The sequence below is a fragment of the Kitasatospora sp. NPDC051914 genome (genome assembly GCF_040680995.1).
Taxonomy (GTDB): Bacteria; Actinomycetota; Actinomycetes; order Streptomycetales; family Streptomycetaceae; genus Kitasatospora.
Map to the genome: position 1 here is coordinate 1 of NZ_JBFAXX010000006.1, position 14,562 is coordinate 14,562.

The 14,562-nt window shown below is 74.6% G+C and carries 12 protein-coding genes; 9 read left to right on the forward strand and 3 right to left on the reverse strand.

The annotated features are described in order from the left end of the window. Positions 1 to 151: 151 nt before the first annotated feature. Positions 152 to 1,141 (reverse strand): aldo/keto reductase, encoded by a 990-nt coding sequence (locus AB0M03_RS05935; RefSeq protein ID WP_363488874.1) that lies wholly within the window; start codon positions 1,139 to 1,141, stop codon positions 152 to 154. 119 nt (positions 1,142 to 1,260) lie between these two features. Here AB0M03_RS05935 and AB0M03_RS05940 point away from each other — a divergent pair, with 119 nt between their 5' ends. The 7 genes from AB0M03_RS05940 (at position 1,261) to AB0M03_RS05970 (ending at position 11,290) form a co-directional block, all read left to right on the forward strand. Further along, complete coding sequence (locus AB0M03_RS05940; protein WP_363488876.1) at positions 1,261 to 1,695, forward strand: group III truncated hemoglobin; 435 nt, start codon at positions 1,261 to 1,263, stop codon at positions 1,693 to 1,695. A 299-nt stretch (positions 1,696 to 1,994) separates the two neighbouring features. Next, the gene (locus AB0M03_RS05945) at positions 1,995 to 5,408 is read left to right on the forward strand and encodes a BTAD domain-containing putative transcriptional regulator (protein WP_363488878.1); all 3,414 of its coding nucleotides are present in this window, start codon (positions 1,995 to 1,997) and stop codon (positions 5,406 to 5,408) included. A 38-nt stretch (positions 5,409 to 5,446) separates the two neighbouring features. Beyond that, positions 5,447 to 7,576, forward strand: a complete 2,130-nt coding sequence (locus tag AB0M03_RS05950; protein WP_363488880.1) for an MMPL family transporter — start codon at positions 5,447 to 5,449, stop codon at positions 7,574 to 7,576. Between the two features lie 93 nt (positions 7,577 to 7,669). Further along, a complete protein-coding gene (locus AB0M03_RS05955) occupies positions 7,670 to 8,245 on the forward strand; it encodes a TetR/AcrR family transcriptional regulator (protein ID WP_363488882.1) in 576 nt (191 codons plus the stop codon). Positions 8,246 to 8,295: 50 nt separating this feature from the next. Then, the gene (locus AB0M03_RS05960; protein ID WP_363488884.1) at positions 8,296 to 8,877 is read left to right on the forward strand and encodes a DUF4865 family protein; all 582 of its coding nucleotides are present in this window, start codon (positions 8,296 to 8,298) and stop codon (positions 8,875 to 8,877) included. 124 nt (positions 8,878 to 9,001) lie between these two features. Further along, a complete protein-coding gene (locus AB0M03_RS05965) occupies positions 9,002 to 9,868 on the forward strand; it encodes a universal stress protein (protein ID WP_363488886.1) in 867 nt (288 codons plus the stop codon). Positions 9,869 to 10,150: 282 nt separating this feature from the next. Beyond that, complete coding sequence (locus AB0M03_RS05970) at positions 10,151 to 11,290, forward strand: alpha/beta hydrolase-fold protein (RefSeq protein WP_363488888.1); 1,140 nt, start codon at positions 10,151 to 10,153, stop codon at positions 11,288 to 11,290. Between the two features lie 19 nt (positions 11,291 to 11,309). Here the strand turns inward: AB0M03_RS05970 and AB0M03_RS05975 are convergent, their stop codons facing one another. Continuing rightward, a complete protein-coding gene (locus AB0M03_RS05975; protein WP_363488890.1) occupies positions 11,310 to 11,639 on the reverse strand; it encodes a hypothetical protein in 330 nt (109 codons plus the stop codon). 1,194 nt (positions 11,640 to 12,833) lie between these two features. On the opposite strand from AB0M03_RS05975, the gene AB0M03_RS05980 reads away from it, so the two are divergent. Then, positions 12,834 to 13,193, forward strand: coding sequence for a hypothetical protein (locus AB0M03_RS05980; protein ID WP_363488892.1), 360 nt, complete (start codon positions 12,834 to 12,836; stop codon positions 13,191 to 13,193). Between the two features lie 144 nt (positions 13,194 to 13,337). After that, positions 13,338 to 13,649: an antibiotic biosynthesis monooxygenase gene (locus tag AB0M03_RS05985; RefSeq protein WP_363488894.1), complete on the forward strand. Its 312-nt coding sequence runs from the start codon at positions 13,338 to 13,340 to the stop codon at positions 13,647 to 13,649. 32 nt (positions 13,650 to 13,681) lie between these two features. On the opposite strand, the gene AB0M03_RS05990 is transcribed toward AB0M03_RS05985, so the two are convergent. Then, positions 13,682 to 14,473, reverse strand: coding sequence for an IclR family transcriptional regulator (locus tag AB0M03_RS05990; RefSeq protein WP_363488896.1), 792 nt, complete (start codon positions 14,471 to 14,473; stop codon positions 13,682 to 13,684). Between the last annotated feature and the right edge of the window lie 89 nt (positions 14,474 to 14,562).

Sequence of the window (14,562 nt, forward strand, 5' to 3'; positions counted from 1 at the left end):
CACTGCATCGCCCCCGACCGCGGGGTGGTCAAAACGTCCGCGCCCCCCGTCGGCGCGGGCCCAACACCGGAGGGGCGGGGGCCGCAGGACCCACGCGTCCGGCCCCGGCCTCCGGCACGACCGACGGCGCAGGCCGGTCGGGCCGCCGGGCTCAGCGGCTGAGCCGGTCGATCTCGGCGAGCTCCTCGGCGGTCAGCGGGCCGCCCTTCAGCGCGTCGAGGTTCTGGTCGAGCTGGGCGACACCGGACGCACCGATGATCACCGAGACCACCCGCTCGTCCCGCAGCACCCACGACAGTGCCAGCTGGGCGAGGGTCTGGCCGCGCTGCTCGGCGACCTTGTTCAGCGCCCGCAGCTGGTCCAGCTTCCGCTCGGTCAGCGCCTCCTCCCGCAGGAAGTGGCCGACCGACATCCGCGAACCGGCCGGCACGCTGCCGGACAGGTAGCGGTCGGTCAGCAGGCCCTGGGCCAGCGGGGAGAAGGCGATCATGCTGGTCTGCGTCTCGCCGATCGCGTCCAGCAGCCCGTCCTCGGGGGTGCGGTTGAGGATCGAGTAGCTGATCTGGTTCATCAGCACCGGCGTGCCCATGCCGCGGAGGATCTCCACCGCCTCCCGGTGCTGCTCGGCCGGGTAGTTGGAGATCGCCGCGTACAGTGCCCTGCCCGAGCGCACCGCGTGGTCCAGCGCCCCCATCGTCTCCTCCAGCGGAGTCGTGGGGTCGTAGCGGTGCGAGTAGAAGACGTCGACGTAGTCCAGGCCCATCCGGCCGAGGGACTGGTCCAGGCTGGACAGCAGGTACTTGCGCGAGCCGCCGTCGCCGTACGGGCCCGGCCACATGTCGTAGCCCGCCTTGGACGCGATGAACAACTCGTCCCGGTACGGCCTGAAGTCCTGCGCGAACAGGTAGCCGAAGTTGCGCTCGGCACTGCCGTACGGCGGGCCGTAGTTGTTCGCCAGGTCGAAGTGGGTGACACCGCGGTCGAAGGCCCGGCGCAGCACCGCGCGCTGCACCTCCAGCGGCTGCGAATCGCCGAAGTTGTGCCACAGGCCGAGCGAGACGGCGGGCAACTGCACACCGCTGCGGCCCGCCCGCCGGTAGGTCATGGACGCGTAGCGGTCGTCCGAGGGGAGATAGGTCATGCCGGCATCCTGCCAGGTGGCCCGCCCGCGCCCGGGACCAACGGCCCTGCCGGACCGGTGGGCCGCCGCGTAGCCTGGCCGCAACGGCCCGCAGGGCCCGTACCGAGAGGAGCCCGCCGGTGCCGCACCCCGACATCACCGACCGCGCCGACCTCGAACGGCTGCTGCGGCGCTTCTACGAAGTCGCCTTCGCCGACCCGCTGATCGGCCCCTACTTCACCGAGATCGCCCGGCTCGACCTCGAAACCCACCTCCCGCACATCACCGACTTCTGGGAGAGCGCCCTGCTGCGGACCGGCGAGTACCGCCGCAACGCCTTCTCCCCGCACCTCGGCCTGCACCAGCGGCGCCCGCTCACGGCCGCCCACTTCGGCCGCTGGGTCCAGCTCTGGCAGGCCGCCGTCGACGGCCTCCACACCGGCCCGAACGCCGACCGCGCCAAGGCCCAGGGCGAACGGATCGCCCTCGCCATGCTCCGCCGCACCGCCGGCCCCGACACCACCGGCACCGAGGGCGGCTTCGTCCCCCTCTCGGCCGTCCTCCTGCGCAGCTGAACCGACAGCCCAGGGGCAAGCCCGTCAGGGGCGCGGGGAACTGCGCAGTCCGGATGCGGGCCACCGTACGGATCGGGGCTTGGCCCATGCTGTCGTGACGCCCGCTCCCGGACTGCGCAGTTCTTCCCAGCCTTGGGCCGGGAGGTGCCCCCACACGCCCCTCGTGGGCCGGCCCGCAGCCGGTGGTGCGTTCCCTGCCCCGTGCGTGTCCGACCTGTCCGGGGGCTTGGAGCCGGCTTGGAACCGGCAGGGAGTCCGCTTGGAACGGGCACGAGGCCATCGCTTACGCTCGTTGCACGATGGTGCGGATATCGGTGCTGGGCACGCTGACGGCGCAGGTGGCGGGGGCGGGGATCGGCCTCGGCGGCCCGCGGCAGCGCGGTGTGCTCGCCCGCCTGCTGGTGGCCCGCGGCGCGGTCGTCCCGGTGGACCGGCTGATCGACGACCTGTGGCAGGGGAGGCCGCCGGCCAAGGCCGCCGTCTCGCTGCAGGCGTACGTGTCCAACCTGCGCCGCATCCTCGAACCCGAACGGGGCCCCCGCGAACCCGCCCGGCTGCTGCTCAGCCGTGCCCCCGGCTATGCCCTGGCGCTGCCCGCCTCAGGCGTGGACGCCTGGGACTTCGAGGTACGGCTGCGGGACGCCCGCGGGCTCCAGCCGTTCGCCGAGCGGGCCGCGAAGGATCTCGGGCACCCCGTCTCCCGGCTGTTCGACGAGGCGCTGGCGCTCTGGCGCGGCAGCGCCTTCGCGGAGTTCGCCGACGAGCCCTGGGCCGCCGCCGAGATCGCCCGCCTCGGTGAACTGCGGGTCGCCGCACAGGAGTCCGCCGTGGTGGCGGCACTGGAGGAGGGCCGTGCCGGCGACGCCGCTGCGGCCGCCCTCGCGCTGACCGAGGAGCACCCGCTGCGCGAGGAGGGCTGGCGGCTGCTCGCCCGGGCCCTGTGGGGCGCCGGCCGGCAGGCCGAGGCCCTGGACGCGCTGCGCCGTGCTCGTACCGTGCTGACGGCCGAGCTCGGCCTCGATCCGGGGCCGGCCCTCGCCGAGCTGGAGTCCGCCATCCTCCGGCAGCAGACGGACCTGCTCGGCGTGCCGCTCCCGGCCGCCGACCTGCCGCCGTCCCGCCCGGCCGGCCCGCGGTGCGGCAACGGCCCGCAGGATCCGCCGTTCGTCGGCCGGGAGGCCGAGCAGCGCACGCTGCGCGAGGCCGCGACGGCCGCCACCGTCCCCGGTGGCCGGTCGGTGGTGCTGGTCTCCGGCGAGGCCGGCGCCGGGAAGTCCACCCTGCTCGCCCGCCTCGGCAGCGAACTGCGGCGCAGCGGCTGGCTGGTGGCCACCGGCCGCTGCCCGGAGACGGAGGGCGCCCCGCCCGCCTGGGCGTGGACGGAGGCGCTGCGCGAACTCGCCGGGCAGCACCCGCCGTCCACCGTCACCAGGGCCGAACTCGCCCCGCTGCTCGGCGAGGACGACCCCACCCGCCGCCGGGACGCGCTGACCGGCCGCTTCCGGCTGCACCGGGCGGTCGCCCGCTGGCTGGAGGCCGCCACCGAGCGGGCGCCGGTCGCGGTGATCCTCGACGACCTGCACGCCGCCGACCAGGAGACCCGCGCCCTGGCCGCCGAACTCGCCGCCGTGCACGGCCCCGAGCGGCTGCTGCTGGTGTGCGCGCACCGCCCCGGGGAGGGCGGGCTCACCGACCTGCTCGGCACCTTCGCCCGCCGCTCGCCGTACCGGATCGCGCTCGGCGGCCTGGACGAGGCCGAGGCCGGCACCCTGATCGGCGCGGTCTGCGACACCCCGGTCGACGCGGAGACCGTCCGCGCCCTCGCCGAGCGCACCGGCGGCAACCCCTTCTACCTGGTGGAGAGCGCCCACCTGCTGGCCGGGGAGGGCGCCCTGGTGGCCCTCCAGGAGGTGCCGCAGGGCGTCCGGGACGTGCTGCGGCGCCGCTTCGACCGGCTGCCGCCCGCCACCGTGGAGGCGCTCCGGCTGGCCTCGGTGGCCGGCCGGGAGACCGAGGTCGAACTGCTGGTGCACGCCTCCGGCGACGAAGAGGAGGAGCTGCTGGAGGCGCTGGAGGCAGCCGTCGTCGGCGGCCTGCTCACCGAACCCCGCCCCGGTACCGTCCGGTTCGCGCACGCCCTGGTCCGCGACACCCTCTACGGCGACCTCAGCGGCCTGCGCCGGGCCCGCCTGCACGGCCGGTTCGCGGAGGCGCTGTGCGCACTGCGCCCCGACCGCCTCGCCGCCCTCGCCCACCACTGGACGAGCGCGGCCTCCTCCGCCACCGCCGAGCGCGCCGTCGACGCCTGCGTCCGCGCCGCCGAGGCCGCCGAACGCCGCTACGCCCACCAGACCTGCGCCGACCTGCTGCAGCAGGCCCTGGACAACCTCGACCGCGTCCCGGACGGCGGCGACGACCGGCCCGCCCGCCGGACCGCCCTGCTCGGCGCCCTGCTGCGGGCCCAGGTCCGCGGCGGTGCCGTCGCCGCCGCCACCGCCACCCGCGGCCGGGCCGTCGCCCTCGCCGAGGAGACCGGCCGGGAGGACCTGCTGATCGAGGCCTGGACGGCCTGGACCGAGCCCACTCCCTGGGTCACCCACCCCTACGGCACCTACGACGAACAGGCCGTGGAGACCCTGCAGCGGCTGCTGCGCCGCACCGACCTGGCCCCCGCCGTCCGCTGCCGCCTGCTGGACGCCCTCACCCAGGAGTGCAACTGCGCCGGCGAGCCGGTCGGCACCGCCGCCGCGGACGAGGCCGTCGCCATCGCCCGCGCCGAGGGGGACCCCCGGCTGCTGGCCCTCGCCCTCGCCGCCAGTGCCCGGATCTGCGACTACGAACTCGGCGCCCCGCGGCGCGCGGTGATCGCCGACGAGCTCGCCGCCCTGGCCCGCCGCCACGACCTGCCCGCCTACCGCTGGCACGCCGAGCAGCTGTACGCCACGGCGGCCGCCGTCGCCGCGGACATGCCGGCGCTGCGCCGCCACATCGCGGCCGCCGCGGCCATCGCCGGACGCTACGGGCTCGCCGAACTCGCCGACGTCGGCCTCTGCCACCGCGGCATGCTCGAACTCGCCGCCGGCCGCACCGCGGAGGCCGCCGAACTGTACGGGCGGGCCGTGGCAGGACTGCGCGCCCGCGCCTCGGTGCACGCCGAGGGATTCGGCGCGCTCGCCGAACTCACCATCGCCGTCCGGGAGGGCCGGATCGGCGGCGAGCTGCCCCGGGTGCGCTCGCTGTCCGCCGGGTACGGCCGGCTCGGCGCAGACGTCGAGGCCCTCGCCCTCGCCGCCCTCGGCCGGACGGAGGAGGCCCGCGCGGTGCGGGCCCGTCGGCTGCCCGTCCAGCCCGACTACTACCGGTCCTTCTTCCTCGCCCTGCGGGCCGCCGCCGTCCTGGCCCTCGAGGAGCACGCCGAGGCCGACGAGCTGATCACCGAACTCCTGCCGCTGCGCAACCTGGTGGCCGGCGCCGCCTCGACCTCCGTGGCACTGCGCCCGATCGCCATGGTGCTCGGCGAGCTGGCCCGGATGCTCGGCCGCACCGAGGAGGCGGCGGAGCACTTCGCGCACGCCGCCGAGATCGCCCGCCGCTGGGAGTCCGCGCCGTGGGAGGCGGAGGCGCTGGCCGCCCTGCACGGCCTTCCCGCGGTGCCGGACGAGGAGGCCGTCGCCCGGCACCAAGTGGGCTCCAAGCAGCACCCCGCAGGCTGAACGGGTAACGACCACCGGACTGCCGAAAGGCCCCGACCATGTCAACCCTGCTCGGCCGCCTCGGCGGCGCAGCCGCCGCCCGCCCCTGGCGCACCGTCCTCGGCTGGGTGCTGCTGCTGGCCCTCGCCCTCGGCCTGGCCGCCGCGTTCGGCGGCACCCCGCGCGACGACTACCGGGTGCCCGGCACCCGCTCCACCGCCGGCGCAGACCTGCTGAAGGACCGCTTCCCCGAGATGTCCGGGGCCAACGCCCGGGTCGTCGTCCACGACCGGCACGGCAAGCCGGTGCCCGCCGCAGAGCTGGACGGACTCCGCGCCCGGCTCGCCGCCCTGCCCAAGGTCACCGCGGTGGCCCCGCCGCAGCTCTCCGCCAAGGGCGACACGGCCCTGCTGGCCGTCGACTACTCGGCCCCCGTCACCGAATTCAAGGGCTCCGAGGGCCTCGACGCCCTCCGCGGGGCCGGCCGCCCCACCGAACAGGCCGGACTGCAGGTCGAGTTCGGCGGCCAGCTGCCGGAGAACTTCACCGCACCCGACGGCACCGCCGAGATGATCGGCATGGGCGCCGCACTGGTGATCCTGGTGATGGCCCTCGGCACCCTGGTCTCCGCCGGCCTGCCGCTGGTCGTCGCGCTCGCCGGCCTCGGCCTCGGCACCGCGCTCACCACCCTGATGGCCGCCGTCACCGACATCAGCCCCACCGCCCCGACCGTCGCCTCCATGGTCGGCCTCGGCGTCGGCATCGACTACGCCCTGCTGCTGGTCAGCCGCCACGTCGAGGGCCTGCGCAAGGGCCTGACGAAGCAGCAGGCCGCCGCCGAGGCCACCGCCACCGCCGGCGCCTCCGTCGTGGTGGCCGGCTCCACCGTGCTGGTCGCCCTGTTCGGCCTGCGGCTCGCCGGGCTGCCCACCTACTCCTCCTTCGGCTACGCCACCTTCGCCGTCGTCGGCTCCGTGATGCTGGCCGCGCTGACCCTCGTCCCGGCGCTCTGCTCGCTCGCCGGGGACCGCCTGCTGCGGCGCGCCGAGCGCCGCAACCCGAAGCTGAAGGCCGGGAACGGCCCGACCCGCACCGAGCGCTGGGCCGCACTGATCGGCCGCCGTCCGGTGGTCGCGGCCCTCGGTTCGCTGGTGGTCCTGCTGGCGCTGGCCGCACCGATGCTGCACATGCGCACCTGGCCGCAGGACGCCGGCAGCCAGGCCGCGTCCAGCACCACCCGCAAGGCGTACGACCTCACCGCGGACGCCTTCGGGCCCGGCGCCAACGGCCCGCTGCTGATCGCCGTCGACCTGAAGAAGCTCCCGCAGGAGAAGCTGCCGCCGCTGGTGGCCGGCCTGAAGGGGCAGCCCGGCGTCGCCGCCGTCAGCCCGCCGCTGGTCAACCGGGCCGGGGACGCCGCGATCGTGAGCGTCACCCCCGCCACCGGGCCGCAGGACGAGCGCACCGCCCGTCTGCTGAAGGACGTCCGCGAGGACGTCCTGCCGGACGGCGCCGAGGTCACCGGCACCGTCGCCGCCTTCTCCGACATCTCCGACCGGCTGGCCTCCCGGCTGTGGGTCGTGGTGCCGGTGGTCGTCGCGATGTCGCTGATCCTGCTGACCGTGCTCTTCCGGGCGCCGGTGATCGCGGTCAAGGCCGCGGCGATGAACCTGCTCTCGGTGGCCGCCGCGTACGGCGTGATGACCGCGGTCTTCCAGTCCGACACCGGCGCCCGGGCGCTGGGGCTGCCGCACGAGGTGCCGGTCTCCAGCTGGGTGCCGATCCTGATGTTCACCGTGCTGTTCGGCCTGTCCATGGACTACGAGGTCTTCCTGCTGGACCGCGTCCGCGAGGACTGGCTGGCCACCGGCGACGCCAAGGGCTCCGTGGTGCGCGGCCTGTCCGCGACCGGGCGGGTGATCAGCAGCGCGGCCGCCATCATGGTCGCGGTGTTCACCGGCTTCGCGATCGACCCGGACATCACCGTGAAGATGATGGGCGTCGGCATGGCCGTCGCGGTGCTGATCGACGCGACGATCGTCCGGCTGGTGCTGGTGCCCGCCACGATGACCCTGCTCGGCCGCCTCAACTGGTGGCTGCCCGCCCCGCTCGCCCGCCGGATGCCGGTGCCCGGCGCGGCCCGCGACCCGCAGCCCGCCGCCGCCGAGCCGGAGCGCGTCCCGGCCTGACCGGGCGCCGGCCGGCGCCGTTCGTCGGGAGCCGTCCCCGCCCGGGGGCGGCTCCCGCCGTTCTTCGCGCGGTGGACGGCTGTACCTACTGGTATGTACAGTCGGCGCATGAGCACCCAGGACCGCCTGATCGAGAGCACCCAGGAGCTCCTCTGGGAGCGCGGGTACGTCGGCACCAGCCCCCGCGCCATCCAGCAGCGCAGCGGCGCCGGCCAGGGCAGCATGTACCACCACTTCGCCGGCAAGCCCGGCCTCGCCGCCGCAGCCCTGCAGCGCAGCGCCGAGGAACTGCGCGCCCTCGCCGAGGAGCGGCTCTCCGCCCCCGGCACCGCCTACGAGCGGATCGCCGGCTACCTCGAGCGCGAACGCGAGGTGCTGCGCGGCTGCCGGATCGGACGGATGGCCCAGGACCCGGAGGTCGTCGCCGACCCGCAGCTGCGGGCCCCCGTCGAGGAGACCTTCGCCTGGCTGCGCGGCCGGATCGCCGGGATCGTCGCCGAGGGGCAGGCCGCCGGCGAACTCGCCCCGGGCGCCGACCCGGCCGACACCGCCGCCGTCGTCGTCGCCGTCGTCCAGGGCGGTTACGTCCTCGCCCGTGCCGCCGGCGACCCCGAACCCTTCCACCGGGCCGTCCGCGGAGCCCTCGCCCTCCTGCGGCCCGCGCCCTAGGGAGGCGGGCACGCAGGCGTTCCGACCCCGACTTCCGGAGAAGTGAGCCGATGCAGGCCATGCAGTACGAGATAGTCCTGCCCGCCGACTACGACATGGGGATCGTCCACCGGCGGGTGGCGGCCAAGGGCCATCTGACGGACGACTTCCCGGGCCTGGGGTTCAAGGCCTTCCTCGTCCGGGAGCGCGGCAGCCTCGGCTCCCCGGTCAACGCCTACGCCCCGTTCTACCTGTGGCGGACGGCCGCCGGCATGACCGACTTCCTGACCGGCCCCGGCTTCCGCGGGCTGAGCGCCGACTTCGGCCGCCCGGAGGTACGGCACTGGATCGGTGCGGGCCTCCGTACCGGGCCCGCCGCGGACGCCGTGCCCCGGTTCGCCTCCCGCACCGTCCGGGCCGTCCCGCCCGGCGCCGACCCCGGCGAGGAGACCGCCCGCGCCGTGGCCGCCCTCGGCGACGCCCCCGGGCTGCACAGCGCCGCCGTCGCCCTGGACCCGGCCCGCTGGGAGCTCGTCCACTTCGCCCTCTGGCAGGACACCCCGCCCGAGGAGCCCGCCGAGGGCCACCGGACGGCCTACCGGGTGCTGCACCTCTCCCGTCCGGAGTTCGGCCTGCTCGCCGAGGAGCGCTGAGGGGACCGCCCTGTCCCCGCAGAGCCGTGCCGCCCGGGCGGGGGAGGAGCATCCTGGTACGTGAGGCCCGTCCGTCCCCCGGCGCGTCGCACCGGTGCGGGCGGGTGCACCCCGGGAGCCGAAGATGAACAGCAGATCCCCCGCAGGTGTGGTCGTCGGCGTCGACGGTTCCGCACATGCCGCGGCCGCCGCCGAATGGGCCGCGCACGAGGCCGTCCGCCGCGGCTGCGCACTGCACCTGGTGCACGCGGTCAACACGGGCACGGTGACGCTCTCCCCGCGCGCCAGCTCGGCCGTCACCGACCTCATCCTGCGCGACGCCGAGGGCACCCTGGACGAGGCGCTCGGCAAGGTCCGCGCCTCGTACCCCGCCCTGCGGCTGACCGGGGACGTCGTCCCCCGGGACGCGGCCGAGGCCGTGCTCACCGCGGCCGAGCACGCCGAGCTGGCCGTCGTCGGCACCCGCGGCCACGGCGGGTTCGCCTCGCTGCTGCTGGGCTCGGTCAGCCTGCGGGTCGCCGCCCACTCGGTGTGCCCGGTGGTCGTCGTCCGCGGCACCGAGCACGTCGGCAGCCACGTGCTGGTCGCGATCCGCGACGAACGCGACACCGGGACGCTGCGGTTCGCGCTGCACACCGGCGAGCTCACCGGGCTGCCGGTGCGCGCCCTGCACACCTGGTCGCCGGTGGTCGCCGACGTGGGCCACATGGCGCCGATGGTGGACGAGCTCGGCGAGGAGGCCCGGCTGCACGAGCAGTTGCTGCACCGCGTCTGCGATCCGGTCCGCGAGGAGTTCCCCGACGTCTCCTTCGAGGCCAGGCAGGTCGGCGGTGCCACCGCGGGCACCCTGGTCGAGGCCTCCCGGCAGGCCGCCATGCTGGTGGTCTCGCGCCGGCAGCCGGCCCCGCGCTTCGGCCTGCGGCTCGGCACCGCGGTGCACGCCGTGCTGCACCACGCCTACTGCCCGGTCGCCGTGGTGCCGCTGCGCTGACGCCCCGCCAGTGCGAACCGGCCGTCCGTCAGCGCTCCGCGGCGGACGACACGGCAGGGTGAGCTGAGTCACCGCCACCCGCCCGGTGGACGGGGAGACCCGCCGGGACGTGCATACTTGTCCGTCGGCGGGAGCGGGCCACGGGACGGTCTGCGGGAACCGGCCGGTCCCCGGTGGAACCGGATGCCCCCCGTTCGGCGTGCGTTCAGCCGGGGGCCACCCGGCGGTTGCGGGGCGGGCCCGTGCCGTGGCGCACGCAGGAACTCGGGGAGTGGCGGAAGCATGGGGCTGACCAGCACGACGGTCTTGGTGATCGCGATCTCCGTCGCGCTCCTGCTGCTGGCGGCGACGGTCGTCTGGTGGCCCCGGCTGGCCCGGCCGTCCTGGCAGGCGGTGCTCGGCCGGATCGGCGCACTGTTGACCACCCAGATCGCCGTGCTCTGCGCGATCGGCCTGGCGGCCAACAACTACTTCGCCTTCTACAGCAGCTGGGACGACCTGCTCGGCACCGGCGACCCCGGCCCGGTCAGCGTCCAGGCCGCGGTGGACGGCCGGCCTGCCGCCGCCCCGCCCGTGGTGAAGGCCCACCTGCTGGGCAAGGAGCCGGTGCAGGGCGGCACCGGCGGCCCCGAGCAGACCGGGGAGATCCACGCGGTGCGGATCACCGGATCGCACTCCGGGCTGAGCACCGACGCGTACGTCTACCTGCCCCCGCAGTACTTCCAGCCGGCCCACGCCCAGAAGCACTTCCCGGCGGCGGTCGTGATGACCGGCTTCCCCGGCGACGCCAAGAACCTCATCACCCGGCTGAACTATCCCTCCGCCGCGCTCCAGTTGATGCAGGCGGGCAAGATGCAGCCGACCGTCCTGGTGCTGATGCGGCCCTCGCCCGCCATGCCGGCCGACACCGAGTGCGAGGACATCCCCGGCGGGGCGCAGTCCGAGACCTACTTCACCAAGGACGTGCCGAAGGTGATCTCGGCGAGCTACCGGGTGTCGGCGGCCGCCGCGGGCTGGGGCGTGGTGGGCAACTCCACCGGCGGGTACTGCGCGGTGAAGATGGCGATGCGGCACCCCGAGGTGTTCCCCACCGCCGTCGCGCTGTCCGGTTACTACAAGGCGGCGGAGGACGCCACCACCGGCGACCTCTTCAAGGGCAGCCAGCAGCGCCGCAACGAGGCCGACCTGATGTGGCGGCTCAACAATCTGCCGCAGCCGAAGATCTCGGTGCTGCTGGCCGGCCCGCAGGCCGGCGACGGCGGCTACAAGCCGGGCACCGAGGCGTTCCAGAAGGCGGTGAAGGCGCCGATGACCGCCAACACCGCCTGGGTCCCGCAGGGCGGCCACAACTTCCGCACCTGGTCGCAGCTGTTGCCGCCCTCGCTCGAGTGGCTCTCGCAGCACCTGACCGCCGCGGCCTGACCCGGCGGCGGGCGGCCGGTCAGCTGAGCTGCTCCAGGGTGCCGGTGTGCAGCTCTCCGACCCGGCCGCCCTCGCCCTCGTACGTCCAGAAGACCCGGACGGTCAGCGCGGCGAGGTCCATCACATGGCTGACGGTGATGCCGCTCTGCTCCGTCCAGCTCACGAACCAGAGCTGCTCGCCGACCTGTGCGACGTGCAGCGACACGTCCTCGAACTGGCCGGCGGACTCGCCGAGGCCCTCCCAGCGCAGCCGCTTGCCGTCGGCGGAGTACGAGTTGCGGAAGGCGGCGCCGTTGTCGACCTGGAAGAGGTAGGTGTGGCCGGCGAAACCCGGCAGAGGCGCGGTCATCTGGGCGGTTCCTCGGAATCTCGGCGGGTGGGTGCGGCCGGGGCGGCCGCACCCTTTCAACCTAGCGGACGCAGTGATCGTTCCCCACCGTGCACGGCCCACTGCGACCGAGGACACGCCGGTTCTGCGCCGGTCGCGTCGCCCGGTGAACGGCCGGACTCCACCGATAGAGGACACCGCGGGAGGTTCACCCGCAGCCCCCGGTGCCCCGCCGCAGCAGCGGCCCGGGCCCGGCGCGCCCCCACCGCACGCGGCGTAGGCCCGGAGACACGCCAGAAGGGGGAGAGCCCGCCCGCCGGCGGAGCACTCGGCCCTGATCGGTCCTGACCCGTGCATTCCTCGGTGCGGAAAGGGAGTTGGGCCTCCGTCGAATGCACTCGGATCCGAATGCCCCTGCCGTGGCGCTGTCTTCGCCCGGGTTCCGCTCCGCAGGGAGTCGTCGAACCGGCATCAATGGTCCGGCTCCTTGGCGAACTTGACGCCAAATCGCCACCGACTCCGCATCCGTCGCCGGAGGTGGAATCCTCCGGCCGCCCGGAGGCCTGCGGGCGGCGGCAAGTGGTCTGGACCTCATGATTATTCGGCGTGTATCAACATCGACAATCGCGGCGCGCCGGCAATTGCACTCGAATGGGCCTCGGATTTGCACAACTCCCATAACGAGTAGCAAGGTTGGGGTTTGCGTTGGTGCGTTCTTCAATCCTTCACACATCAACAGATGGTGAACAAACGGCAGTCGTCCGCTCTCGAACCGTGTGCTCATTCTCCGATCGATGTTCGCCCCCTGCGGACCTCGCGGCCGGCACGCCGAGTCCCGACCGGCCCCACGGTGCCGGGGCCGACGACCCCGACCGATCCCGACAGCCTCGTCCCGCACGGCTCGTTGGCGTGGTCCGACGAGTTCGACGGCTCGATGGCCTGGGGCACGAAGTGGGTCGGCGACCGGAGCGGCGCCTACCGCTACGGCGACCACAACCCGGACGACAACAAGCTCGACTGGCTCGACCCCGCCGCCGTCCAGGTCTCCGACGGCGCGGCGGTCTTCACCGCGAAGCCCTCCGGGCGGATGCTGGAGAGCGGCCGCCGGGCCCGGGAGACCGGGCTGCTCACCACCGAGGGCTCGGGCGAGGGATTCCGGGTCCACGCCGGCGACTACGTCGAGACCCGCGTCCAACTCCCGGAGGGCAGCGGCGCTTGGCCCGCCCTTGGACCTGGCGCAACGGCGGCAGCGAGGTGGACAGCTTCGAGTACCACCCCGACAATCCGCACCTGCTGGAGCTCACCGACCACGTCCGCCGCGGCGGGAAGTACTACTCCGACCCGGAGGCCGTCGCCCCCGGGCGGCGGGTGACCACCGGCACCCGGTACGGCGCCAGCTCCGTCGAGTGGTACGTCAACGGCGAGCGCGTCCGGTCGGACGGCCGCGGGGTCGGGCGGCGCTGGACGGCGTACCTGATCCTCAACCTCTCGGTGGTCGCCGGGAAGTGCCACCCCGGACCGTCCGGTGACGAACCGATCACCACGGCGGTGGATTACGTGCGGGTCCACCGCTGAGCACGGCGTGCCGCCGCACCACCGGCCCGGATGTCACCCTGTGCAGTTGAATGATCGCGTCAAGTGGTCGGCCGGAAGTGCCCGTTCGACGGCTGCGCGCGGCGACCGGACCCGGCGTACGTTGGAGGTCCGGAGGTGAGTGCCATGACCGAACAGGTTCTGAGTGAGGTCGGCGCGGTCGTCGCGCCGGAGCGGGAGGCCGAACTGGTGGCCCTGTACCGCGAACTGGTGTCCGGGCCGCTGCCCGAAGGTCTCGTCCGCACCGAGTTGCTCCGCGGCCCGGGCGGTCACTGGCGGGTGCAGAGCCTGTGGCGCGACATGGCCGCGCTGGAGGCGGTGCGCAACGCACCTCAACGGCCTGCCGCCCCGGCGCTCTTCCGCCGGGTGGGCACCGAGCCGGAGCTCGCCGTGTTCTCGGTGGCCGCGGCGCAGACCGGGGAGCTCAGCCTGAGCTGAACCCCTTGCGGGTCGCGGGTGCTGGCGTCCTGTCAGGGCGCCAGCACCCGGCCGAGCCGGGCGGCGATCTGCCGCATCACCGGTACCAGCGCGGTGTCGCCGTCCTGTGCCTCCAGGGCCCTGATCCGGGCCTCGGGGCCGGACACCGACAGTGCGGTCGGTGTCGGGGCGCCCGGCACGGCGACCGCGATGCAGCGGACGCCGATCTCCTGCTCCTGGTCGTCGACCACGTAGCCGGAGTCCCGGGCCGCCGCCAGGTGCCGCAGCAGTTCCGCAGGGTCGGTGTGTGTGTACGGGGTGTGCGCCTGCAGCGGTCGGGTGCCCAGGACGGCGCGGGCCTCGTCCTCGGGCAGCTGGGCCAGCAGCGCCTTCCCGACGCCGGTGCAGTGCGGCTGCACCCGGCGGCCGACCTCGGTGAACATCCGCATCGAGCGCCGCGACTGCACCTGCCCGACGTACACCACCTCGCCGCCCTCCAGGACGGCGAGGTTCGCCGTCTCCCCGGTGGCCTCCATCAGCTCGGCGAGGTAGGGGCGGGCCCAACTCCCCAGCAGCCGGCCGGCGGTCTCCCCGAGCCGGATCAGCCGCGGGCCGAGCGTGTACCGACGGGCCGTGTCCTGCCGGACATATCCCTGCTGGACGAGGGTACGGATGAGACGGTGGATCGTCGGCATCGGCAGGCCGGAGCTGGCGGACAGCTCGCTGAGCGCGGCCGTGCCGCCGGCGTCGGCCAGGGCCTCCAGGAGGTGGAAGGCGCGTTCGACGGACTGCACGCCGCCGGAGCGGTCGGTGCCTGTCCGGTCTGCGGCGGGAGTGCTGGCCACCGGTGTTTCCTTCGCTGTCGGGGGAGGAGTAGAGTCCCGGCGATCGCATCAACAAACCGTTGAAATTCTGTATCGCGGAAACTAGGCTC

What these genes read in the sequence shown, in the direction of transcription:
- AB0M03_RS05935 (WP_363488874.1), bottom strand. Translation starts at nt 1,141, where the DNA reads ATGACCTATCTCCCCTCGGACGACCGCTACGCGTCCATGACCTACCGG.
- AB0M03_RS05945 (WP_363488878.1), top strand. Translation starts at nt 1,995, where the DNA reads ATGGTGCGGATATCGGTGCTGGGCACGCTGACGGCGCAGGTGGCGGGG.
- AB0M03_RS05950 (WP_363488880.1), top strand. Translation starts at nt 5,447, where the DNA reads ATGTCAACCCTGCTCGGCCGCCTCGGCGGCGCAGCCGCCGCCCGCCCC.
- AB0M03_RS05955 (WP_363488882.1), top strand. Translation starts at nt 7,670, where the DNA reads ATGTACAGTCGGCGCATGAGCACCCAGGACCGCCTGATCGAGAGCACC.
- AB0M03_RS05960 (WP_363488884.1), top strand. Translation starts at nt 8,296, where the DNA reads ATGCAGGCCATGCAGTACGAGATAGTCCTGCCCGCCGACTACGACATG.
- AB0M03_RS05965 (WP_363488886.1), top strand. Translation starts at nt 9,002, where the DNA reads ATGAACAGCAGATCCCCCGCAGGTGTGGTCGTCGGCGTCGACGGTTCC.
- AB0M03_RS05970 (WP_363488888.1), top strand. Translation starts at nt 10,151, where the DNA reads ATGGGGCTGACCAGCACGACGGTCTTGGTGATCGCGATCTCCGTCGCG.
- AB0M03_RS05975 (WP_363488890.1), bottom strand. Translation starts at nt 11,639, where the DNA reads ATGACCGCGCCTCTGCCGGGTTTCGCCGGCCACACCTACCTCTTCCAG.
- AB0M03_RS05985 (WP_363488894.1), top strand. Translation starts at nt 13,338, where the DNA reads ATGACCGAACAGGTTCTGAGTGAGGTCGGCGCGGTCGTCGCGCCGGAG.